Here is a 20,969-nt window from a genome sequence, read left to right on the forward strand (position 1 = left end):
CCGGCGGTCGTCGGTGGTGACCTCCTGTGGACGGCGCGGGTCACTCCCTTCGGGCTGTGGACGAAGGGAGGGTCACACGCCTCCCGCAGCCACACCGGTGAGGGCGGGCAAGGACTGCCACCGCCCACCCGAGCGCTGGAACACCTTGTTCCCCTCGGTGATGAGCACGATGTCGCGCTCGTCGCCGGTGGTCGTGATCCGCGCGGCGCCGGGTCGCTCGGCCACCTCGTCGACCGTCCCCCCGACGTGGACGAGATAGGGCTGGAGCACCGACTGCTTGTCGCGCCGACCTATGACGGCCAGCGTCGTCGGGTCAACCCACACGGCATCGACCATCTCGACCAGCTGGGCGCCGACACGGAAGGTCTGCGGCGAGGTCTTGAGCGGCAGGCCGTTGGCCCGACGCACCACGCCGGCCACCTCGAGGGTGCTGCCGGTGCCCAGCGACTCCTCGGAGATCACCGCGATCCGGCTGCCCTCCGGTGACACGACGGCCGCGCGCACGAAGCGCCGACCCAGCCACGGGGTGGGGACGTGCTTGGGCGCCGAGGCCGAGGTGTCGTCGGTGTCGGCGGTGGCGTTGACGGCCCAGAGCCGGTGTCCCGTCTCGCGGCCCAGCCCCGAGCCGCCGACCCACAGCACCCCGAAGTAGTCGTAGCAGGGGCGGGTCATGTCGGCGGCGAAGGTCGGCACCGCGACGTGGGTGCCGTTGTCGCGGTATCGGGTCAGCTCGCGCCGGGTGCGGTCGAGCACGCCCAGCTCCTGACCGTCGAGGCGCGCACCCATGATCCGGGAGCCGTCAGGGATCGGCTCGAACTTCGTCGCGGCGGTGCGCATGTGCTGCTCGGAGACCGCGGACAGCCGGTCGCCGACCTTGACGACCTTGTCCTCGGCCCGGGCGAAGACCGACGGGGTGCCCGTCTGCGTGCGGTCGACGAAGCCGAGCTGCTCGGGCGTCGTCAGCGGTGCGTCGATCCCCAGCTCAAGGGCGTTGCCCGAGAGGGTGATGCTCACCTCGGTCACCTGCGGCACGGACATCAGGGTGGCCACGAGCTGGGCCGCGAGCTTCTTGCGGGTCGTCGTGTCGTCGGCGACGGACTCGACGTCGAGGTCGACGCGGGCGACCCCGTCGCGCACCGGGACGGCGTCGACGACCAGTCGCGCGCCGTTGTCCGTGGAGACCGCGTCCTCGAGGTAGTCGGGCACGCGCCCCAGCTGCGCCCGCACGAGTCGGGTCGCCAGCTGGTCCTGGGGGAACCACCGCTGGTCGACGACCAGGGTGTTCCAGCCGATGGCCGGGTAGTGCACCGGGAAGTCGCGGAAGATGTAGCCGACCTCCTGGTCCTGCAGCAGGCGACCGAACCCGTCCTCGAGCTTGTCGATGCGCCACTCGCCCTCGACCTGGGTCATCTCGAAGTCGAAGACCTCCCACAGGTTGGGCGGCGCGACGGTGTAGCGACCCTCGGTGTCGATGATCGCCGCGACGTGCACCTTGATCCGGTAGGCATTGCGGCGCCCCGTGATGGGCCGCACCTCCGGCTCGCCGTCGTCGTAGATCACCGTCTGGCTGTCGGGGATCCAGCCGCGGGCCATGGCGTCGGTGAGGTAGGAGCGGGTGATGTCGAGCCGCTCGCCGCTCGTGGCCCCGGCATGGAGGAAGCCGAGGATGATCTCGTCGGCGCTGGCGCCCTCCTCCGGGCGGTTGGGGATGCGGTTGAGGGGCACGGGCGGCTCACCGTCGACCTCGAGACCCGGGCGGATCGTCGAGTCGGTGCCGAGCCCGCAACCGGCCAGGGCGCCGGCCGCCGCGATCCCAAGGAAGCCCCGGCGGGACAGGTCGCCGGGGCTCATGCCTCGTCCCGGGGCAGGTCGCCCTCACGCGGGGTGAGCGGCAGCGGCGAGGAGGCCAACTGGCCACCTGCGGTGCGGGGCACGGTGAGCCGGAACCGCGACCCCTCCCCCGGCTCGCCCCACGCCTGCAGCCAGCCGTGGTGGAGCCGCGCGTCCTCGATGGCGATCGCCAGCCCGAGGCCGGACCCGCCCGTGGTCCGGGTGCGGGCCGGGTCGGCCCGCCAGAAGCGGTTGAAGACGAGGGAGGCCTCGCCGGCCTTGAGCCCGACTCCGTGGTCGACGACCAGCACGGCCGCGGCATCGTCGTCGGCGGCCACCCAGACGTCGACCGGACGGCCTTCGCCGTGCTCGATGGCGTTGACGACGAGGTTGCGCAGGACCCGCTCGATGCGCCGGGAGTCCACCTCGGCGACGGCCGTCTGGCCCGGCTGGCGGTGGATGGTGACCTCGCTGCCCCGCGTGTCGGCGATCGACGCCGTGGAGTCGACGACCCGGTCGACGATGGCGAAGAGGTCGACGGGGTCCTGCTCGAGGACGGCCGCACCCGCGTCGTAGCGGCTGATCTCGAGCAGGTCGGCGAGCAGCTCCTCGAAGCGGTCGAGCTCGTCGTGGAGCAGCTCGGCCGACCGGCCGGCGACCGGGTCCATCTCGTCGCGCGAGGAGTGCAGCAGGTCGGCCGCCATGCGGATCGTCGTCAGCGGCGTGCGCAGCTCGTGGGAGACGTCCGAGACGAAGCGCTGCTGCACCCTCGACAGCCCCTCGAGCTGGCGGATCTGGGTCTGCAGGTTGTCGGCCATGTCGTTGAAGGACTGCCCGAGCAGGGCGAGGTCGTCGTGACCGCGCGCTGACATGCGCTCGTTGAGGTGCCCGGAGGAGAGCCGCTCGGCGGCGGCCGCGGCCCGACGGACGGGGGTGACGATCATGCTCGTCACGATGTAGGCGATGGCGGAGACGAGCGCGATGAGGAAGAGCGCACCGAGGATGAAGGAGCGCGAGATCGTGTCGAGGGTCGCCTCCTCCTGGTCCATGGGGTAGATCAGGTAGATGTCGTAGGTGCCGGCGCTCGGCAGCTCGACCTGCGACCCGACGACGACGGCCGGCACGGTGTCGGCCGTGGTGGCCGTGCCGGGCAGGTCGGAGCCGACGTCGTCGTGCGTCGGTCGCGCCAGCTCGATCGTCGTCGTCGACTGCCTCGTCGGGTCGGCCGAGACCGACTGGCGCAGCGAGCTCGGGACCGCCTCGAGGCTGACGTCGTCCGACTCCTCGGAGGGGATGCGCACGTCGGTCGTGTTGTTGAGGCTGCGGGTGAAGACGACGTAGCGGCTGTCGTCGCCGGCCGGCGCCTTGAGCGTGCTGTTGACGACGGTGTTGGCGAAGACCGACAGCTCGCCGGCCGCCGCGGCGCCGGTGTAGCTGTTGAAGCGGGCCTGGGCATCGTTGGTCAGGTCACGCGACTCGGCCTGGGCGCGGTTGATCCGGTCGTCGATCAGCCCGTCGGCGATCGAGCGGTACATCGTCAGGCTGATGATCGAGACGACGACGAGGCCGAGGATCAGGGTGCTCGTCACGACCCGGAAGCGCAGCGAGCGCCGCCAGTGCCCCACGAGCTGCTTGACCTGCCGCACGAGCCAGCCGTCGGTGGGCTGCTCGGGCTCGGCCGGCTGCCCGGCGCGCGCCGCGTCCGGGGCCCCGGCCTCCTCGGTGTCGAGGGCCGAGGTCATCGTCAGGACGGCCCTGCCTTGTACCCGACCCCGCGGACGGTGACGACGATCTGGGGGTTCTCCGGGTCGTGCTCGATCTTCGAGCGCAGCCGCTGGACGTGCACGTTGACCAGGCGGGTGTCACCGGCGTGGCGGTAGCCCCAGACCTGCTCGAGGAGCACCTCGCGGCTGAAGACCTGCCACGGCTTGCGGGCGAGCGCGACGAGGAGGTCGAACTCGAGAGGGGTCAGGCCGAGCGACTGGTCGCCACGCTTGACCGAGTGACCGGCGACGTCGATCGTCAGGTCGCCGATCGTCAGCCGCTCGGGCTCGGGCTCGTCGCCACGGCGCAGCCGCGCGCGCAGGCGGGCGATGAGCTCCTGCGGCTTGAAGGGCTTGACGATGTAGTCGTCGGCGCCGGACTCGAGACCGACGACGACGTCGACGGTGTCGGTGCGGGCGGTGAGCATGACGATCGGCACCCCGGACTCCTGCCGCAGCCGGCGGCAGATCTCGATGCCGTCCATGCCGGGCAGCATGACGTCGAGGAGCACGAGGTCGGGTCGCGACTCGTGGAAGGCGTCGATCGCCCTCGCACCGTCGCCCACGTGCGCCACGTCGAGGCCCTCCTTGCGCAGGACGATCCCGAGCATCTCGGCCAGCGCCTGGTCGTCGTCGACGACGAGGACACGTCCCTTCACGGTCTTGCCTTCCCACGGGGTGTGCAGCTGCCTGCTCATCATCACACAGGGGCCCGGCCGACACCGTGAGCCACGGCCGGTAGCCTCGGACCAGAGGTCCGGCGATCGGGCCTGCGGACGACGGAGCCGTACCCGCACCACGACACGACGGACTCATCGAGGAGTTGTCATGTCCTGGCTCGTGCTCGTTGTCTCGGGGATGCTCGAGGCCGTCTGGGCGGCGGCGCTGTCCGCGTCCCACGGCTTCACCCGCCTGCGTCCCACCCTGCTCTTCCTCGTCGCCCTCGCCCTGAGCATGGGCGGCCTCGCCTTGGCCGTGCGCACCATCCCCATCGGCACCGGCTATGCCGTGTGGACCGGGGTCGGGGCCGCCCTCACGGTCACCTGGGCGATGGTCACAGGAGCCGAGACCTTCACCCCGCTCAAGGCCCTGCTGCTGGTGGGCATCGTCGGCGCGGTCATCGGGCTGAAGCTGCTCCCTTCGCCCTCCGATGCCCACGACACCGGGGCAGCCTAGGCTCGATGGGTGACCACCCGGCCCGTCCCGATCAGCCTGCTCGACCGCTCACGCACCCGGGCCGGGGAGCCGACCGCCCTCGCGCTGCACGACACCGTGGAGCGCGCCCACCGGGCAGAGGAGCTGGGCTTCGACCGGATCTGGGTGGCGGAGCACCACGCCGTGCCGGGCATCGCCAGCGGGAGCCCGCCCCTGCTCATGGCGGCGATCGCGGCCCGGACCGAGCGCATCCGGGTCGGTTCGGGCGGGGTCATGCTGCCCAACCACCGGCCGATCGTCGTGGCCGAGCAGGCGAAGATGCTCACCGCCCTCCACCCCGGCCGCGTCGACCTCGGGGTCGGGCGGTCGCTCGGCTTCACCGCGCCGGTCCGGGACGCGCTCGGCGTGCACGACTACGGCCCGGACGACTTCGCGGGCGACGTCAGCGCCCTGGTCGACCTGCTGGCCGATGCCGGTCCCGTCACCGCGATGCCGAAGGGGGTGCCCGCTCCCCCGCTCTTCGTCCTCGCGACCGGGTCGGGTCTGGCCGTCGCGGCGCGGCTGGGGCTGCCGGTGGTCGTCGGTGGGCCGCTGGTTCACGGTGATCTGACGCCGTTGGCGGACTACCGCGCCGCCTTCCGCCCGCGCCACCCCGACGACGCGCCGCGGGTGCTCGTCAGCGTCGACGTGCTGGTCGCCGACGCACCCGCACGCGCCCGCGACCTCGTGCTGCCCGAGGCCTGGGCCATGGTGGAGTCGCGCACGACCGGGGCCTTCCCTCCCCTTCGTCCGGAGCCTGCGCTGCGCCTCACCGCCCGCCAGCAGGAGCAGGTCGAGCGGCACCTCGACCAGGCGGTCCACGGCACCGCCGGCGACGTCGCCGAGCAGCTCACCGCGATCGTCGAGCGCACCGGCGCCGACGAGGTCCTCGCCTTCTCCTCCACCTACGACCGCGCCGCCCTGCGCGACAGCGACGCCGCCCTCGCCACGCTCCACCCCTGACCGACCGGGGGCCTGCGACGCTCCTGCGTCGTACCTCAGCCACCGGACGCAGCGAGGCCCGGAGACGGGTGTCTCCGGGCCCCGCTGTGACTGGGCTCAGTAGCGGTAGTGCTCCGGCTTGTAGGGCCCTGCGACGTCGACGCCGAGGTACTCGGCCTGACCCTTGGTCAGCTCGGTCAGCTCGACGCCGAGGGCGTCGAGGTGCAGGCGGGCGACCTTTTCGTCGAGGTGCTTGGGCAGGGTGGTAACGCTCGGCCGACCCTCCTCGTCGACGTACTCATCGGCCTTGTCGAAGAGCTCGATCTGGGCGATCGTCTGGTTGGCGAAGGAGTTGGACATGACGAAGCTCGGGTGACCCGTGGCGTTGCCGAGGTTCATCAGGCGGCCTTCGGACAGCACGATGATCGAGTGGCCGTCGGCGAAGGTCCACTCGTGGACCTGCGGCTTGATCTCGGTCTTGGTGACGCCGTCGATGCGGGCGAGGCCGGCCATGTCGATCTCGTTGTCGAAGTGGCCGATGTTGGAGACGATCGCCTTGTTCTTCATCGACGACATGTGCTCGGCGGTGATGACGTCGTAGCAGCCGGTCGTCGTGACGAAGATGTCGCCGTAGGTCGCGGCCTTGTCCATCGTCGTGACCTCGAAGCCCTCCATCGCGGCCTGGAGCGCGCAGATCGGGTCGACCTCGGTGACGACGACGCGGGCGCCCTGACCGGCGAGTGCGCTGGCGACGCCCTTGCCGACGTCGCCGTAGCCCGCGACGACGGCCACCTTGCCGCCGACGAGGACGTCGGTGGCGCGGTTGAGACCGTCGAGGACGGAGTGACGAGTGCCGTACTTGTTGTCGAACTTGCTCTTGGTGACGGCGTCGTTGACGTTGATCGCCGGGAAGAGCAGCTCGCCGGCCTCGGCGAGCTGATAGAGGCGGTGCACGCCGGTCGTGGTCTCCTCGGTGACGCCCTTGATGCCGGCGGCGACCGTGGTCCACTTCTGCGGGTCGGTCTCGAAGGTGCGGCGCACGAGCGCCTTGAAGACGCCGAACTCCTCGGAGTCCTCGTCGGTCGTGGGCGGCACCTGACCGGCGGCCTCCCACTCCTTGCCCTTGTGGACGAGCATCGTGGCGTCGCCACCGTCGTCGAGGATCATGTTGGGCCCGCCGTCGGCCCAGGTGAGGATCTGCTCGGTGCAGTCCCAGTACTCCTGCAGGCTCTCGCCCTTCCACGCGAAGACCGGGACGCCCTGCGGGTCCTCGGGGGTGCCGGCGCCGACGACGATCGCCGCGGCGGCCTCGTCCTGCGTCGAGTAGATGTTGCAGCTGGCCCAGCGGACCTCGGCGCCCAGCGCCGTGAGGGTCTCGATGAGCACGGCGGTCTGGACGGTCATGTGCAGCGAGCCGGCGATGCGCGCGCCCTTGAGCGGCTGGCTCTCGCCATATTCTTCGCGCAGGCTCATCAGGCCGGGCATCTCGTGCTCGGCGAGGCGGATCTGGTGACGGCCGGCCTCGGCGAGGCCCAGGTCGGCGACCTTGTAGTCGAAGGACACGTGAAAACTCCTGTGACAGGTGTGGGATCGGACCCGGCGCGACCCTTCTGGGCCTGTCGCGGGTCATCACCCACGCCGGCGCCGACAGTCTAGTGCCCGCGGTCCACCATCTTGCCCCAACCCTTGACGTTCTCGAACACATGTTCGATACTGGGTGGTGGGGAAAGGGGGCCGCGATGACGCAGCCGACGACAGCGTCGACCACTGACGACGAAGGGGGCGTGCTCGCGGGTCTGCGGGCGACGCTCGCCGAGCTGTCGGGCACCGACGTCACCGGCCTGGGCGAGGCGGACCTCCTCGGGGTGGTCGCCGTGCTCGAGGCGGCGAAGGGAGCCGCGTCCGCGGTGCAGGCCCGAGCCACCGCAGCCTTCGTGGCCGACCGCGACGAGCGTGCCGGGCAACAGCGGGCCAGCGGTGAGATCACCCGACGTGAGGCCGCCGTCCTGCGCAGAGCTTCGCGGACCGAGGTCGCTCTGGCGCGACGTTGCTCCCCCGGCCAGGCCGACCGCCACGTGGGCGTGGCCCGCGCGCTCGTGACCGACCTGCCCCACACCATGGCCGCCCTGACCTCGGGTCGGATCAGCGAGTGGCGCGCCACCATCGTCGCTCGCGAGACCTCGTGCCTGTCCCCGGCCAACCGCCGCGAGGCCGACCGCCGCCTGACGAAGTGCCTGACCACCCTCGGTGACCGAGGTCTGGCAGCGGCCGCGCACCGCGCCTGCATCGACCTCGACCAGGCCGCCATCGTCGAGCGGCGCCGGCGCGCCGCAGCCTCCCGACACGTCTCTGCGCGACCGGCACCCGATGGCATGGCCCGGCTGAGCATCCTCGGCCCCGTCGTGCAGGTGGTCGGTGCCCTGGCCGCGCTCAAGTCCGCCGAGGCAGCCCGACGCACCGCCACCGGTGACCCGGTCATGGACGCCGAGCGAGCCGCCGACGAGCGCGGCGCGGGGGCGTGGCAGGCCGATACAGCGCTCGAGCTGTTGTCCGGACGAGCTTCCGGGCAGCCCCAACCCGTCGAGATCGGGATGGTCATGGACGCCGCGGTCGTCGACCCCACGCGTGGTCCGGCCGGCGGCCGGGGCGTCGGCGAGCGCGTCGAGGTCACCGGCTTTGGGGCCGTGCCCGCGACGCAAGCTCGCGAGCACCTCCTCGCCGTGTGCGCCGCCGAGGGCGACGATGGGGCCGGCACCTGGTTGCGCCGGCTGTGGACCGGGGCAGACGGACGAGACCTGGTTGCCATGACCTCCCGGCAGCGCGTGCACACCGGTGGGCTGCGACGCCTCATCGAGCTGCGCGACCAGACCTGCCGCATCCCGTGGTGCGATGCCCCCATCACCCAGATCGACCACGCCCTCCCCGCAGCACGCGGCGGACCCACCTCCGCGGGCAATGGTCTCGGGGTCTGTCAGCGCCACAACCTCGACAAGGAGGCCCCGGGGTTCACCGTCCGGATCGAGTCGACCGGCCTCGATGCAGACGGTCCCGACCCCGGCGGAGGGCCCCACGCGATCACGCTGTCCACGCCCACCGGGCGCACGGTCCATTCGCACGCGCCGCCGATCCTCGGCCACGGCCGAGACGTCCACACCGCGTCCCGCGTCGAGATCCTCCTCGAGGAGTGGCTCAGGGCCGCGTAAGCGGGTCAGTGGGCCCCGGCGGTCTCCCCTTCGTCCTTGCCGAAGGGCAGCACGTGCATGACCGCCACGACGACGGCACCGACGAGCAGACCGAGGATCGCCGAGCCCACGGTGTTGGTCAGCCACCCGAGGATGCCGCCGAGGGCACCGGTCGCCTCGTGGACGACCTCCTCGAGGTGGTGGACGAACTCGTAGGGCTGCGGGAGCCAGCCGGTCTCCTCGAGGCCGACGAGGATGATGTGGCCACCGACCCAGAGCATCGCGGCGACCCCGACGACGGACAGCACGGTGAGCAGCTTGGGCATGCCGGAGACGAGCCTCTGGCCGACGGTCTGCGAGAGGCCGGACTCGCGCTTGGAGAGGGCCAGGCCGATGTCGTCCATCTTGACGATGAGCGCCACGGTCCCGTAGACGACCAGGGTGATGGCGATCGCCACGACGACCATCACGGCGAGCAGGTACCAGAAGGAGTCGTCGAGCCCCTCGTCGAGCACCGCCTTGAGCGAGATGACCATGATCTCGGCGGAGAGGATGAAGTCGGTCGTCACGGCACCCTTGACGATCGTGTCCTCGTCGCCGACCTGCTCCTCCTCCCCGGCGTGGTGGCCGTGGCCGGAGACCTTCTCCCAGATCTTCTCCCCGCCCTCGAAGCACAGGTAGGTGCCGCCGAGCATGAGCAGCGGGGAGAGCAGCCAGGGGATGAAGGCGTTGAGCAGCAGGATCGCGGGCACGATGAAGACGAGCTTGTTGCGCAGCGACCCGACGGTGATCCGCTTGATGATCGGCAGCTCGCGCTTGGGGTCGAGCCCCTCGACGTAGCGCGGGGTGACGGCCGTGTCGTCGACGACGACCCCGGCGGCCTTGACGCTGGCCCGGCCCGAGGCTGCGGCAACGTCGTCGATGGACGCGGCTGCGGCCCGCGCCAGCACCGAGATGTCGTCGAGCAGGGCGAAGAGACCGCCGCTCATCGCCGGGATCCGGTCATCGTGTGGGTCGTGTGCACGGGGACAGCGTATGGGAGCCGGACGGTCGGTGCGCTCAGGCGAGCGGCGGCGACTCCACGTGGTCCTCGGGCGGGTTGAAGTCGAGCCCGAGCAGCGCATTTTCGACGACCTCGGTGAGCGCCGGGTGGATCCAGTACTGGCCACGGACCATGTCGGCGACCGGTTGGTCGAAGGCCATCATCTGGATGAGCGGCTGGATGAGGGTCGACGCCTGCGGGCCGACGAGGTGCCCACCGACCAGACGCCCGGTACGACGGTCGGCGATGACCTTGCAGATGCTGCTCGTGTCCTCCATGGCCCAGCCGTAGGCGGTGTCGCCGTACCGCTGCACCTTGACGCTGATGTCGAGCCCCTGCGCGCGGGCCTCCTCCTCGGTGAGCCCGACGGAGGCGATCTGGGGGTGGGTGAAGACCGCGGCCGGGACGGCCGTGTGGGTGTAGGACTGCAGGTCGTCGGGGTGGGCGAGGTTGTGGGCGACGACGCGCGCCTCGTGGTTGGCGACGTGCTTGAGCTGGAAGGGGGATGACGCGTCGCCCAGGGACCACACCCCGTCGGCGGTGGTCCGGCCGTGCTCGTCGACGACGACCCGGTCGTCGTCGTGGACCTCCACCCCGGCGACGTCCAGCCCCATGTCCTGGGTGCTCGGCCGGCGGCCCGTGGCGACGAGCACGACGTCGGTGTCGACCGTCGACCCGTCGGAGAGGGTGGCCGTGACGCCGCTGCCGGTCCGACGCAGGTCGGTGACGGTGGTCCGGAAGCGCACGTCCCACTGCTCCGCCGCGGCCGCGGTGAAGGCCGCCGAGATGTCGCCGTCGAGGTGGCGCAGCAGGCGGTCTCCACGGGCGGAGACGACGACCTCGGTACCGAAGGCGGAGAAGACGTGCGCCATCTCCATGGCGATGTAGCCGGCCCCGACGACGAGCATCCGCGCCGGCAGGTCAGGCAGCCGCATCACGGTGTCGGAGGTGTGCAGCTCGACGCCCTCGCGCTCGGCGGCTGCCGCCAGCTCGTCGGGGATCACGGCGTGGGACCCGGTGGCCACGACCACCTGGCGGGCACGGACCTGCTCGGTCCCACCGTCGAGCAGCGCCACCTCGAGCTCGCGCGGCCCGGTGAAACGCGCCCGACCGCGCAGCAGGTGCACCCCTTCCTCGTCGCGGCGATAGGCCTCACCGGCCGCGGAGATCGGGTCGATCCGCCCGAAGACGCGGTCGCGCACGTCGGTGAAGCGCACCCGCTCGAGCGTCGCATCGACACCGAGCCGCCCCCCTTCGCGCACCGCGGTGGCGATCTCGGCGACGTGGACGTACATCTTCGTCGGGATGCAGCCGACGTTGAGGCAGGTACCGCCGAAGACGGCACCACCCTCGATCATCGCGAAGCTGCGGTCCGACAGGTCGTCGGTGAGCAGGCTGTTGCCGGATCCGCTGCCGATGACAGCGATGTCGACGTCGATCACTCGGGGGCCTTTCTGGGCAGGTGGAGGTCGGAGATGCCGGGGGCGGTCGCGGGGTCGAGCCCGTGACCGATGGCGAGGTAGGTGGCCGCGAAGTCGGTGAGCGCGACGAGCTCGGCGAGCCGCTCGAGCGGGTGGCCGGGCGAGGCCGTGTGCTCGAGGACCCGGACCCCGCTGGCCCCGGCGTGGTCGGCGACCGACTGGGCGGTGTTGTGCCGCTCGACCTCGCTCGGGTCGTCGCCGGCCGCCGGGACCGGGTCGCGCAGCAGGAGCAGCCCGAGCTGTGGACCAGCGGGGCCGTCGACGTAGGGGTCGGCGAAGACGTCTCGCCCGCCGTCGGGCGCCTGCTGGCCACCCGCGTAGGGACCGGACAGGCAGGCGACGACCTGGGCCGCCGCATCGGGCAGCCGGCCCCAGGTGGCGGGCGTGCGCGCCGTGCGGGCGAGCATCGCGCTCGTTCGGTGCGCCGCGACGCCCGTCACCGGTCCGTCGCCGAGGACGACGGGCGCCAGCTCGGACAACTCCAGGGCCAGGGTCTTGGCGGGGTTGACGAAGTACTCCGCATCGGGCCGGAAGCGCTCGGCCTGATCGTCGAGTCGGTCGGCCACGGCGGCGAGCACCTCGGGTGGGACCTCGGCGACCCCGCAGGCGGTGGCGGCGAAGAGCGCGGGGGTGACCAGCCCCCACATCGCCGTGCGCGAGTGCCCACCCGGTACCTCGACGGGCACGTGCACCCCGCGGGCGTGCGCGGCCGCATCGGCGAGCCGGCTGTCAGGAGCGCCGATCGTCAGCAGCTGGGCGCCGCGCCGGGCGGCTTCGCGCGCCTGGCGGACGGGGCCCTCGGCCCGCCCCGAGAGGGAGACGGCGATGACGAGGTCGAGGGTGCCGACCCAGCCCGGCAGCGGGCCGGAGCCGTCGGCGCTCAGCAGGACGGGACCGCTGCGCGAGACGAGCAGGTCGAGGACCGAGCCGACCGCCTCCGCTCCCCCGACCGCGGCGACGTGCACCGCCCGGGGACGGTCGCGCGAGATACCGGCCAGATCGGTCTCGGCACAGGTGGTCATCGCCCGCCGCACCTGGGCCCCGGAGCCCGCCAGGGCCCGCAGCATGTCGGTGGTGTCGACGGCGCGACGGTGCCCCTCGTCGTCGAGCAGCGTCTCGTCGAAGGGGGCCATGGTCGCCTCAGCCCCGGGGCCGGGCCTCGTCGACGAGGAGGACGGGGATGCCGTCGTCCACGCGGTAGGCCAGGCCGCACTCGGCGCCGGTGCACACCAGCTCGGGGCCGGCCGCGCCGGTCTCGTCGCGCAGCTCGGCGCGGCACGCGGGGCAGCGCAGGATCTCGCGCAGCCAGGGCTGCATCGTGGACTCGCTCATGTCAGGCCTCTCGGATCGTCGTCAGGACATCGTCGCGCACCCGCGCCATGGTCGCCTCGTCGGCGGCCTCGACGTTGAGCCGCAGCAGCGGCTCGGTGTTGCTCGGGCGCAGGTTGAACCACCACTGCGGGGCGCCGTCGGCGCCGGGCAGGGTGACGGTGAGCCCGTCGAGCTCGTCGACGCTCGTCCCCTCGGTGGCGTGCCGCGACCGCACGACCTCGGTGACGGCGGCGGCGTCCGCGACGGTCGAGTTGATCTCGCCGGAGGCGACGTAGCGCTCGTAGGGCGCCATGACCTGGCTCAGCGGGGCATCGCTCTCGCCGAGCGCGGCGAGCACGTGCATCGCGGCGAGCATGCCGGTGTCGGCGAACCAGAAGTCGCGGAAGTAGTAGTGCGCCGAGTGCTCCCCGCCGAAGACCGCGTCGTGCTCGCGCATGTCGGCCTTGACGTAGCTGTGGCCCACGCGCGTGCGCACGGGGCGGGCACCGGCCTCGGTGATGATCTGCGGCACCGCGGCCGAGGTGATCGCGTTGTGCACGATCGCCACGTCGGCGGCGGCGCGACCGGCGGCGACCTCGCGGGCGATCTCGCGACTGGCGATCATCGCCGTGATCGCGCTCGGGCTCACCGGGTCACCGTGCTCGTCGACGACGAAGCAGCGGTCGGCGTCGCCGTCGAAGGCGATGCCGATGTCGGCGCCGTGGCTGCGGACCCGCTCCTGGAGGTCGACGAGGTTCTTGGGGTCGAGGGGGTTGGCCTCGTGGTTGGGGAAGGTGCCGTCGAGCTCGAAGTACATCGGGTCAATCGTCAGGGGCAGGCCGGGCAGCCCCGAGTCGGTGCCGAGGACGGCGGGGACGGTCAGCCCACCCATGCCGTTGCCGGCGTCGACGGTGACCCGAAGGGGGCGGCAGCCCGACAGGTCGACGAGGCCGCGCAGGAAGGTGGCGTAGTCGACGAGGACGTCTCGTCGGGTGACGGTGCCGGGGCGGACCCCGTCGAAGGCGGACACCCCGGCGTCGAGGTGGGCCTGGGCGAGGTCGCGGATCTGCGCCAGACCGGACTCCTGCCCGACCGGGCGGGCCCCGGTGCGGCAGAACTTGATGCCGTTGTAGCGGGCCGGGTTGTGGCTCGCGGTGAACATCGCGCCCGGCAGCCCGAGCGCCCCGCTGGCGTAGTAGAGGCCGTCGGTGCTGGCCAGCCCGATGAGGATCGCGTCGACCCCACGCGCGGTGATCCCGCGGGCGAGGGCGTCGACGAGCTCCGGGGAGCTGGGGCGCATGTCGTGACCGATGACGACGGCCGAGGCGCCCTCCTCGAGGGCGACGACCTCGGCGAAAGCGGCACCGAGGGCGTGCGCCACGTCGATGTTGAGCTGCTGCGGGACGAGCCCGCGCACGTCGTAGGCCTTGACGAAGTCGGAGAGCGTGGTGGTCACCGCGCCAGCCTAGTTCGCCCGACGGGGGCGTCGGGGTGCGGGATCAGTCGCGATCGCGCAGCACGCGCAGGTGGCCTCGGCGACCGGTCTCGGTGACGCTCGTCGGCTCCGGTCGCGCGCTGGTGGCGACGTGCCGGGTGCGCTCGGAGTCGGTCTGCGGCTCGGGGCGGCGGCGCACGACCTCGGCGAGCGCAACGAGGTCGTCGTGGGTGGCCGGCGCCGGCTGGTCGGCGGCCAGCCGCACGACGTCCCAGCCGCGAGGAGCGGTGAGCCGGTCGGCGTGGTCGTCGCACAGGTCGTAGGCGTGGGGCTCGGCGTAGGTGGCGAGCGGGCCGAGGACGACCGTGGAGTCGGAGTAGACGTAGGTCAGGGTCCGCGCCGCCGGTCGCGGGCACGCGGCACGGGAGCACTGGCGAGAGACGGACACCCGTGCAGGCTAGGCCACGATCGCCGCGATGTGCGACGCCACGCCGTCGGCCGCCACCTACGATCGGGAGGGTGAGTCGTCATCGAGATCGTCGTGGCCGGGGCCTGCGCGGCCCGCTCGCGCACCCTGCCGTCCCGGCGATGGCGACCCGGGCGGAGGCCTTCGACGACCTCGTCATCGACACCGCACAGCGCTTCCGCGGCGTGCTCGGGCGCCGGTGGGCCGACGTGGAGTTCGCCGTCGAGGACATCCCTCCGTCGGACCCCGCCGGCTGGGAGGAGGGCGTGCCCCTCGCCCGGCTGTGGCCGGCGCACGGGCCCCTGCCGGCGCGCATCGTCGTCTACCGCCGCCCCGTCGAGACGATCTCCCGCGGCACCGACCAGGCGGAGGTCGTCCACGAGGTCATGGTCGAGCAGGTCGCGCGCCTGCTCGGGGTCGACCCCGACGAGGTCGATCCGCCCCGCTGAGCCCAACCCGGCGAAGGGAGGTCAGCGGGCCTGGACAACCGGCACGTCGCGCACGGCGACACGCGAGGGCAGCAGCGGCAGCGAGGCGGCCTGCGCCTCCTGCGCGCCGGGCGCGCTCAGGACGAGCGCCGCGGAGTGCACGCGGCCGCTCACCGGGCGCACCCACACGGCATCGGCCCGTCCCACCGGCAGCGCCTTGCTGCGCGCCTCGTCGAGGCTCACCTCCTCGGTGCTCACCTCACCGTCCCGGGAGACGAGCACCTCCACCTCGGCGGGAGCGTCGGCCGCGGTCACCTCGACGAAGGTCCGGGCGTCGTCGGCGCTCGCGCTCGGCAGCGCCACCCCGGCCAGTCGCCCGATCGCGGGCGTGGCGACCGACCAGGCCATGTCGCTGCGCCCCTGCGTGCCCTCGGCCCGGGTCCAGGAGGCGGCGACGACGGGTTCGTCGGACTCGACGACCCAGGAGCGCATGCCGTCGGAGGTCTCGAGGTCGACGTCGACGACCTCACCGGCCGGGACGGTGACGACCTCGGCGCTGCGGGCGGCATCCTCGCTCAGCCGGCGGACCTGGACGACGGCGTCGCGATCGCCGGGAGCCGCGATGACCAGACCGCGGTCGGAGCCGTTGGCATTGCCCGGGAGGACCAGGCGCGTGCCCGGCTGCGCGGTCGGGCCCACGACGTCGACGCCTGCCGGGGTCAGCCCGTCGAGATGCTGGTCGACGATCACCGGGGCCACGAGACCGCCGGTCGTCGTCACGTGCACGGCCTGCGGCGCCTCGGTGCCGCCGAGGCTGTCGAGCAGCACGGTGCTGCGGCCGCCGGCCGGCACGACCACCGAGCGGTCCTTGGCGTCGCCGCCGCCATCGGCACCGACGGCCTCGACCCGGGCGCTGACGGCATTGCCGCCCGGGTTGGTCAGGACGAGCCGCTCCTGCCGGCCGCGGTCGCCGCCGCCGGCGACGAGCCACGCATCGGCCGTGGGAGCGGCGCACGGGAGGGCGGCCAGACCCTGGACGTCCTCACCGGAGGCGGTGAAGGACTCGGTCGCGACGAGGCCCGGAGCCCGCTCGCCGGTGCCCCGCACGCGCACCGACTCGGCGCCGAGCTCGTCGCGCGACACCTGCGTCGGGCCGCTCTCGGAGGAGTCCTTGGGGTCGGTGGCGCTCGCCTTCGACAACTCCTCGACGGTGATCCGGCCCGGGTCGTCCGAGGGGCTGACGACACCGTCGAGCACCTCGCCGGGAGCGGCCATCGCGTCGATCGCCCCCGTGACGTCGACGGCCGGGGAGTCCTCTGCCCCACCCGCGAAGGGGTCTCCAGGGCAGTAGGAGGTCGTCAGGGTGGGCGCGGCGCTCGACGCGCCGTCCGGGGGCGGAGGTCGCCTCGGGCGCGGCCCCGATGCGGTCGGCACCGACCACGCCGGCACCGGCGACGACCGCGACGGCGAGCACCCGCGAGACCGGGGTCAGCCAGGGGCGGGACGGGCTCATCGGGCGTCCTCCTCGTCGGGGTCGATCCGCCGCTCGGTCGGCAGGGCCAGGTAGAGGGCCAGGACGAGCGCGATCCCCTGCCCGAGCTTCCACCACGGGTGGCCGGCCCCGAAGGAGACGCTCACCTCGTCGGTGCGCTCCGGCAGCTCGTAGGTCGGGACCGCGCTGTGCGTCTGGGCGGTGAGGAGGCGCCCGTCGGCGCGCACCTGCGCGCGGTCGCTCCAGTCGAGCGACTCGGCGATGGTGAGCGTGTCGGCCCGTGGGACGGAGACGTCGCCGTCGGTGTCGGCGTGCGGGCCCTCGACGGCGACGGCCTCGCTGGTCCGCTCGGTGGAGACCTGCACGCGCGAGGGCACGGAATCGCCGGTGAGGTCCGAGCGCACCGCCCAGGTCGTGGTCCCGGCGCTGGAGCCGAGTCGGCTCAGGCCCGGTGAGGCGTCGACGAGTCGGCGCCGGGCCTCGCTCGGGTCGACCACGACGAGGTGGGAGACGCCCTGCTCGGCGAGTACGTCGGCCGGCAGCCGCTGCCCCTCGCCGGCGCCGAGGAGCTGCGCGACGGCGGCCGCCACGTCCTCCTCGCCGGGTACGGGGGGCGAGCTCTCGGCCAGGTCGCGCACCAGGTCACCGGGCTCGGCCCCGACGAGGCGGTAGGTCACACCCTCGCCGGCGGGCTCGACGACGAGGGTCCTGGCGCCCAGATCCCCCTCGGCAGCGGCGGTCGCAACGAGCGGGCGCGGGTCGCGCCAGGTCGTCAGCCCGTCGCCGTAGGAGTGCTGGCCGACGACGACCCCGCTGCCGACGGCCGCCACGGTCAGGCCGACCGCCGGCACGAGGAGCCACAGTCGACGGCCGGCACCGCGCAGCCGGTCCGGCAGCGTGTCGGAGGCGAGGAGCACCGCGACGAGGGCACTGCCGACGAGCACGATCTGGCCGAGGCCGGCCCACGCGGTCACGGCGGCCCCCGGGTCCGCGGCACCGGCCGGACGGTGGCCGAGGACGAGGTGCGGCGCCCCGAGGGTCCAGGCCAGACCGACCAGACCGACTCCGGCGGCGACCCACGAGCCGGGGCGCCGGCCGGGCACGGCCAAGGCGAGGACCCCGAGGGCGAGGACCGCCGCGGTCCACCACGTCGTCGGGGCTCCACCGGGCAGCTGCCCCAGGGCGAGCCGGGTCGCGGGCGTCGCGATCTGCAGGTCGGTCAGACCCCACCCGGAGAGCAGGCGGGCGGGCTGCGCCTGGAGCGCGAGCAGCCACGGCCCGGCGAGGACGAAGGGGGTGAGCGCGAGGGTGATCCCGCGGGCCCGACGGCGCGCGTCACCGACGAGGAGCAGACCGAGGCCGACGACGACCGTCGCCACTCCGAAGACGGGGGCCACGGTCGCGAGCAGGGTCGCCCACAGCGCCGTGCGCACGGTGTCGCTGTAGGCGGTGTGACGGCGCGTCGCGCGCACGAGACCGGCGGCGATGCGCGGCAGCAGGACCAGCGCGAGGAGGGCACCGATCCTCCCTTCGCCCACGGCCAGCGCGGCCGGCGCGGTGGTCACCCACGCCAGGGCGGCCGCGGCACGCACCCACCGGTGCGTCGAGAAGGTGCGGCTGGCGCCCCAGGCGGTGGCCGCCGCGACCGGCAGGGCCGTGACGACGAGGAGGGCGAGGACGACACCGGCGGGCGAGTGGCTCGCGCCGAGGCCGGGGAGCCAGGAGACGAGCGCCGACAGCCCGGCGAGCACGACGAGAGCGGGGCTCTGCTCGCCCGCGGCCCCCCAGCCCTGACCGTGCCAGCCGGTCCACCAGGCGTCCCAGAGCTGGCCGGCGGTCGCGCGACCGCCGAGCAGCTCGCCGCCGACCAGACCCGAGTCGACGCGGTGGCGCAGCTCGCCGGTGATGTGGCGGGCCGACCACGCGGACAGCCCCGCGGCGAGCAGGACGAGCCACAGCAGCGGGTGGGCGAACCACCCTCCCCTGCGCTCGACCTCGAGGGAGCGGGCCTCGACGCCCGGATCGCGCCCGACGCCGCTGCGGGCATCGTCGACGATCCGACGACGGGCGTCGGCGGGGGTGACGAAGAGCGCGTCGAGGTCGGCGCGCGCGACCTCGCGCGGGGCTCGCCCCCGCAGCCGGGACCGGAGGGTCCGCAGGTCGAGAGCGGCGGGGATGCTCGCGAGCTCGTCGGCCCCCATGCCGGGGCGCTTGAGGACGACGAGCGCCAGCCCCGTGACGAGGCTGCTCAGCAGGACCCACAGCGCGAGCAGTGGCGCGGTCGCGACGTGCGCCCGGGTCAGCGCAGCCCGGCGGGCCTGACGCCGGTGCTCGTGGGACGGGTGCCGCTCGGCCGCCGTGGGCTGCACCGCGACGGCGGCCGTGGGGACGACGACGACCCGGCGGCCGGCCCGCTGCGAGCGCCAGCCGAGGTCGAGGTCGCCACCGAAGTCGCCCAGGGAGGGGTCGTGCCCGTCGAGCCGCTCGTAGGTGTCACGGTCGATGAGCAGCCCCTCGAGGGGCGCGGCGATGGCGTCGACGTCGGCGTCGTGCTGGCCCTGGTCGGTCGTGCCGGCCTCGGGGTGGGGGACGATGCGGCCGGAGCGGGTCACCTGCAGGCCCATCCGCACGAGGCGGCTCGGGTCGCGCTCGTCGACGAGCTTGGGCGTGGCGAGACCGACACCCCGGCCGCTGGCGGCGACGAGACGGCGCAGCGCCTGGGGGTGCGGTCGCGTGCGCGAGGTGAGGACCCACACGAGGTCGCGGCCCACGTCGGCGCGGGGCAACCGGTCGATCATCGCCGGCAGGATCCGGCGGACCCCGCGTCGGGGGCCGAGGGTCGTGGTGAGGACCTCGATGTCGGCCTCGCCGACCGGAGCGAGGAGGTCGCTCGTGTCGCCGAGTCCGTCGATCGCGCCGTCGACGAGGAGGATGCGGTCGGGCAGACGGTCCTGGGCGAGGAGGGCGCTCAGGACCTGCCCGGCCCCCTCACGGTCGCGCGCGACGACGACTGCGGTGACGGTCGCCGGGGGCGCCGTCGTCCGCCGAGAGGGTGTGGCGGTGGAACTCGCGGGGGTGGGCTGCGTCACGACCTCGCCGACAGTCAGACTGCGCGCTTCTTGAGCTTGCGTCGCTCGCGCTCGGACAGGCCACCCCAGATGCCGAAGCGCTCGTCGTGCTCGAGGGCGTACTCGAGGCACTCCTGTCGCACCTCGCACCCGACGCAGACCTTCTTGGCCTCGCGCGTGGATCCTCCCTTTTCGGGGAAGAACGCCTCGGGGTCCGTCTGGGCGCAGAGTGAACGCTCCTGCCAGGACAGCTCCGTGGATTCGTCGGCGAGCTCTCCACCGGTGATCAGCTGAAGTTCGTGCATGGTCCCTCCTCGACCTCGGCACTCGACCCTGTACTTCACGCCACACCGATGGTTCTTCGGCCTGACATGTCTGTAATTACATGCGTGTCATGCGTGCGTCGTCAAGCCGAGCAGGCTATGGAAGCGTCGAACGGTCCACTGGGGGCGGCGCTCCCTTCGTCGGCTGAGAGCATGTCCCCATGCGCATCACCGTGATCTCCGGCGGCCCCGCCGGCTCCCGACTCGTCCGCGGCCTCGTCGACCACCCCGAGGGCCCCGCCCCGGCCCCCGAGGTCACCGTCATCGCCAACACCGGCGACGACATCTCCCTGTGGGGACTGCGGATCTCCCCGGAGATCGACGGGCTCCTCGCCGACCTCTCCCCCGACGACCCCGGCACCGCCGGCGGCGCCCCCTCCCTGGTCACCGACGAGCTGCACGCCCTCGGCGTCCAGCCCCAGTGGTACCCGGTCACCGACCGCGAGATCGGCACCCACCTGGCCCGCACCGCATGGCTCGGCCAGGGCGCCACGCCCAGCGAGGTCACCCAGCGCCTCGCCGAGCGCCGCGGCCTGCCGGCGCAGGGGGTCCGGCTGCTCCCCATGAGCGATGTCCCCGTCGAGACCCACGTCGTCCTCGACGAGCAGGACGAGCAGCGAGCCGTCCACGTCCAGCAGTGGCGCCACGAGCTCGGCTCCCCCACCGCCACCCGCTTCGTCGTCGCGGGCATGGACCGCGCCGCGGCGGCACCGGGCGTCCTCGACGCGATCCGTGAGGCCGACGTCGTCGTGCTCCCCGGGGGTGACCCGGTCCTGTCGATCGGCATCGTGCTCGGCGTCCCCGGCGTCCGTGACGCCCTCCGCGGCACCTCGGCGACGATCGTCGGCATCACCCCGGACCTCACCGACCTCGGCCCCTCGCTGGCCGCCGTCGGCATCGACCCCACGGCCTCCGGTGTCGCCGGCCTCTACCGCGACCTGCGCGTCACCTGGCTGCCCACCGACGCCTCCCCCGCCGACGTCCTCGCCCACGCCTGACGCGCCCGGCCGGC

General features: G+C 73.2%; 18 protein-coding genes and 1 riboswitch. Of the genes, 5 read left to right on the forward strand and 13 right to left on the reverse strand.

The genetic code is table 11. From position 1 onward, the window contains the following. Positions 1-72: 72 nt before the first annotated feature. From H7A72_RS11330 to mtrA, 3 genes are read right to left on the reverse strand one after another with little or no spacing between them, the layout of a single operon-like run. The gene (locus tag H7A72_RS11330; protein WP_185220582.1) at positions 73-1,851 is read right to left on the reverse strand and encodes a GerMN domain-containing protein; all 1,779 of its coding nucleotides are present in this window, start codon (positions 1,849-1,851) and stop codon (positions 73-75) included. After that, positions 1,848-3,572, reverse strand: coding sequence for an MtrAB system histidine kinase MtrB (mtrB, locus tag H7A72_RS16910; protein WP_191322184.1), 1,725 nt, complete (start codon positions 3,570-3,572; stop codon positions 1,848-1,850). The genes H7A72_RS11330 and mtrB overlap by 4 nt, the downstream gene beginning before the upstream one ends. A gap of 2 nt (positions 3,573-3,574) precedes the next feature. Further along, positions 3,575-4,252 carry an MtrAB system response regulator MtrA gene (gene mtrA, locus H7A72_RS11340; protein WP_084450423.1) on the reverse strand — a complete coding sequence of 226 codons (678 nt, stop codon included), beginning with the start codon at positions 4,250-4,252 and terminating at the stop codon, positions 3,575-3,577. A gap of 91 nt (positions 4,253-4,343) precedes the next feature. Further along, positions 4,344-4,410, forward strand: a riboswitch (guanidine-III (ykkC-III) riboswitch). A gap of 11 nt (positions 4,411-4,421) precedes the next feature. On the opposite strand from mtrA, the gene H7A72_RS11345 reads away from it, so the two are divergent. Both H7A72_RS11345 and H7A72_RS11350 read left to right on the forward strand, forming a co-directional pair. Then, positions 4,422-4,769 carry a multidrug efflux SMR transporter gene (locus H7A72_RS11345; RefSeq protein ID WP_185220584.1) on the forward strand — a complete coding sequence of 116 codons (348 nt, stop codon included), beginning with the start codon at positions 4,422-4,424 and terminating at the stop codon, positions 4,767-4,769. Positions 4,770-4,778: 9 nt separating this feature from the next. Then, entirely contained in the window at positions 4,779-5,750 is a 972-nt protein-coding gene (locus tag H7A72_RS11350) for an MsnO8 family LLM class oxidoreductase (protein WP_185220585.1), read from the forward strand. Positions 5,751-5,846: 96 nt separating this feature from the next. On the opposite strand, the gene ahcY is transcribed toward H7A72_RS11350, so the two are convergent. Continuing rightward, positions 5,847-7,292: an adenosylhomocysteinase gene (ahcY, locus tag H7A72_RS11355; protein WP_084450359.1), complete on the reverse strand. Its 1,446-nt coding sequence runs from the start codon at positions 7,290-7,292 to the stop codon at positions 5,847-5,849. A gap of 176 nt (positions 7,293-7,468) precedes the next feature. On the opposite strand from ahcY, the gene H7A72_RS11360 reads away from it, so the two are divergent. Next, positions 7,469-8,932 (forward strand): DUF222 domain-containing protein, encoded by a 1,464-nt coding sequence (locus H7A72_RS11360; RefSeq protein ID WP_185220586.1) that lies wholly within the window; start codon positions 7,469-7,471, stop codon positions 8,930-8,932. 5 nt (positions 8,933-8,937) lie between these two features. On the opposite strand, the gene H7A72_RS11365 is transcribed toward H7A72_RS11360, so the two are convergent. From H7A72_RS11365 to H7A72_RS11390, 6 genes are all read right to left on the reverse strand, one after another. Continuing rightward, positions 8,938-9,900 (reverse strand): DUF808 domain-containing protein, encoded by a 963-nt coding sequence (locus H7A72_RS11365; protein WP_185220587.1) that lies wholly within the window; start codon positions 9,898-9,900, stop codon positions 8,938-8,940. A gap of 70 nt (positions 9,901-9,970) precedes the next feature. Then, on the reverse strand, positions 9,971-11,395 hold the full coding sequence (locus tag H7A72_RS11370; RefSeq protein ID WP_185220588.1) for a mycothione reductase: 1,425 nt from the start codon (positions 11,393-11,395) through the stop codon (positions 9,971-9,973). Then, the gene (locus H7A72_RS11375; RefSeq protein WP_185220589.1) at positions 11,392-12,567 is read right to left on the reverse strand and encodes an SIS domain-containing protein; all 1,176 of its coding nucleotides are present in this window, start codon (positions 12,565-12,567) and stop codon (positions 11,392-11,394) included. The genes H7A72_RS11370 and H7A72_RS11375 overlap by 4 nt, the downstream gene beginning before the upstream one ends. 7 nt (positions 12,568-12,574) lie before the next feature. Then, on the reverse strand, positions 12,575-12,766 hold the full coding sequence (locus H7A72_RS11380; RefSeq protein WP_185220590.1) for a Trm112 family protein: 192 nt from the start codon (positions 12,764-12,766) through the stop codon (positions 12,575-12,577). 1 nt (position 12,767) lies between these two features. Next, a complete protein-coding gene (locus H7A72_RS11385) occupies positions 12,768-14,201 on the reverse strand; it encodes a phosphomannomutase/phosphoglucomutase (RefSeq protein ID WP_185220591.1) in 1,434 nt (477 codons plus the stop codon). Between the two features lie 43 nt (positions 14,202-14,244). Continuing rightward, entirely contained in the window at positions 14,245-14,628 is a 384-nt protein-coding gene (locus H7A72_RS11390; protein WP_072625168.1) for a DUF3499 domain-containing protein, read from the reverse strand. A 71-nt stretch (positions 14,629-14,699) separates the two neighbouring features. Between H7A72_RS11390 and H7A72_RS11395 the strand changes: the two genes are divergently transcribed. Continuing rightward, positions 14,700-15,095, forward strand: coding sequence for a metallopeptidase family protein (locus tag H7A72_RS11395; protein ID WP_223277615.1), 396 nt, complete (start codon positions 14,700-14,702; stop codon positions 15,093-15,095). Positions 15,096-15,116: 21 nt separating this feature from the next. On the opposite strand, the gene H7A72_RS11400 is transcribed toward H7A72_RS11395, so the two are convergent. From H7A72_RS11400 to H7A72_RS11410, 3 genes are all read right to left on the reverse strand, one after another. Continuing rightward, on the reverse strand, positions 15,117-16,508 hold the full coding sequence (locus H7A72_RS11400; RefSeq protein WP_185220592.1) for a DUF5719 family protein: 1,392 nt from the start codon (positions 16,506-16,508) through the stop codon (positions 15,117-15,119). Between the two features lie 75 nt (positions 16,509-16,583). Then, positions 16,584-19,655 (reverse strand): glycosyltransferase, encoded by a 3,072-nt coding sequence (locus H7A72_RS11405; protein ID WP_185220593.1) that lies wholly within the window; start codon positions 19,653-19,655, stop codon positions 16,584-16,586. Positions 19,656-19,669: 14 nt separating this feature from the next. Further along, positions 19,670-19,939: a WhiB family transcriptional regulator gene (locus tag H7A72_RS11410; protein ID WP_072625172.1), complete on the reverse strand. Its 270-nt coding sequence runs from the start codon at positions 19,937-19,939 to the stop codon at positions 19,670-19,672. Between the two features lie 179 nt (positions 19,940-20,118). Here H7A72_RS11410 and H7A72_RS11415 point away from each other — a divergent pair, with 179 nt between their 5' ends. Beyond that, positions 20,119-20,955 carry a 2-phospho-L-lactate transferase CofD family protein gene (locus H7A72_RS11415; protein ID WP_185220594.1) on the forward strand — a complete coding sequence of 279 codons (837 nt, stop codon included), beginning with the start codon at positions 20,119-20,121 and terminating at the stop codon, positions 20,953-20,955. Positions 20,956-20,969 lie beyond the last annotated feature (14 nt).

It is taken from the genome of Janibacter sp. YB324 (genome assembly GCF_014217915.1).
In the GTDB taxonomy this organism is placed as follows: domain Bacteria; phylum Actinomycetota; class Actinomycetes; order Actinomycetales; family Dermatophilaceae; genus Janibacter; species Janibacter indicus.

What these genes read in the sequence shown, in the direction of transcription:
- H7A72_RS11360 (WP_185220586.1), top strand. Translation starts at nt 7,469, where the DNA reads ATGACGCAGCCGACGACAGCGTCGACCACTGACGACGAAGGGGGCGTG.
- H7A72_RS11410 (WP_072625172.1), bottom strand. Translation starts at nt 19,939, where the DNA reads ATGCACGAACTTCAGCTGATCACCGGTGGAGAGCTCGCCGACGAATCC.
- H7A72_RS11380 (WP_185220590.1), bottom strand. Translation starts at nt 12,766, where the DNA reads ATGAGCGAGTCCACGATGCAGCCCTGGCTGCGCGAGATCCTGCGCTGC.
- H7A72_RS11345 (WP_185220584.1), top strand. Translation starts at nt 4,422, where the DNA reads ATGTCCTGGCTCGTGCTCGTTGTCTCGGGGATGCTCGAGGCCGTCTGG.
- H7A72_RS11365 (WP_185220587.1), bottom strand. Translation starts at nt 9,900, where the DNA reads ATGAGCGGCGGTCTCTTCGCCCTGCTCGACGACATCTCGGTGCTGGCG.
- mtrB (WP_191322184.1), bottom strand. Translation starts at nt 3,572, where the DNA reads ATGACCTCGGCCCTCGACACCGAGGAGGCCGGGGCCCCGGACGCGGCG.
- H7A72_RS11330 (WP_185220582.1), bottom strand. Translation starts at nt 1,851, where the DNA reads ATGAGCCCCGGCGACCTGTCCCGCCGGGGCTTCCTTGGGATCGCGGCG.
- H7A72_RS11415 (WP_185220594.1), top strand. Translation starts at nt 20,119, where the DNA reads ATGCGCATCACCGTGATCTCCGGCGGCCCCGCCGGCTCCCGACTCGTC.
- H7A72_RS11375 (WP_185220589.1), bottom strand. Translation starts at nt 12,567, where the DNA reads ATGGCCCCCTTCGACGAGACGCTGCTCGACGACGAGGGGCACCGTCGC.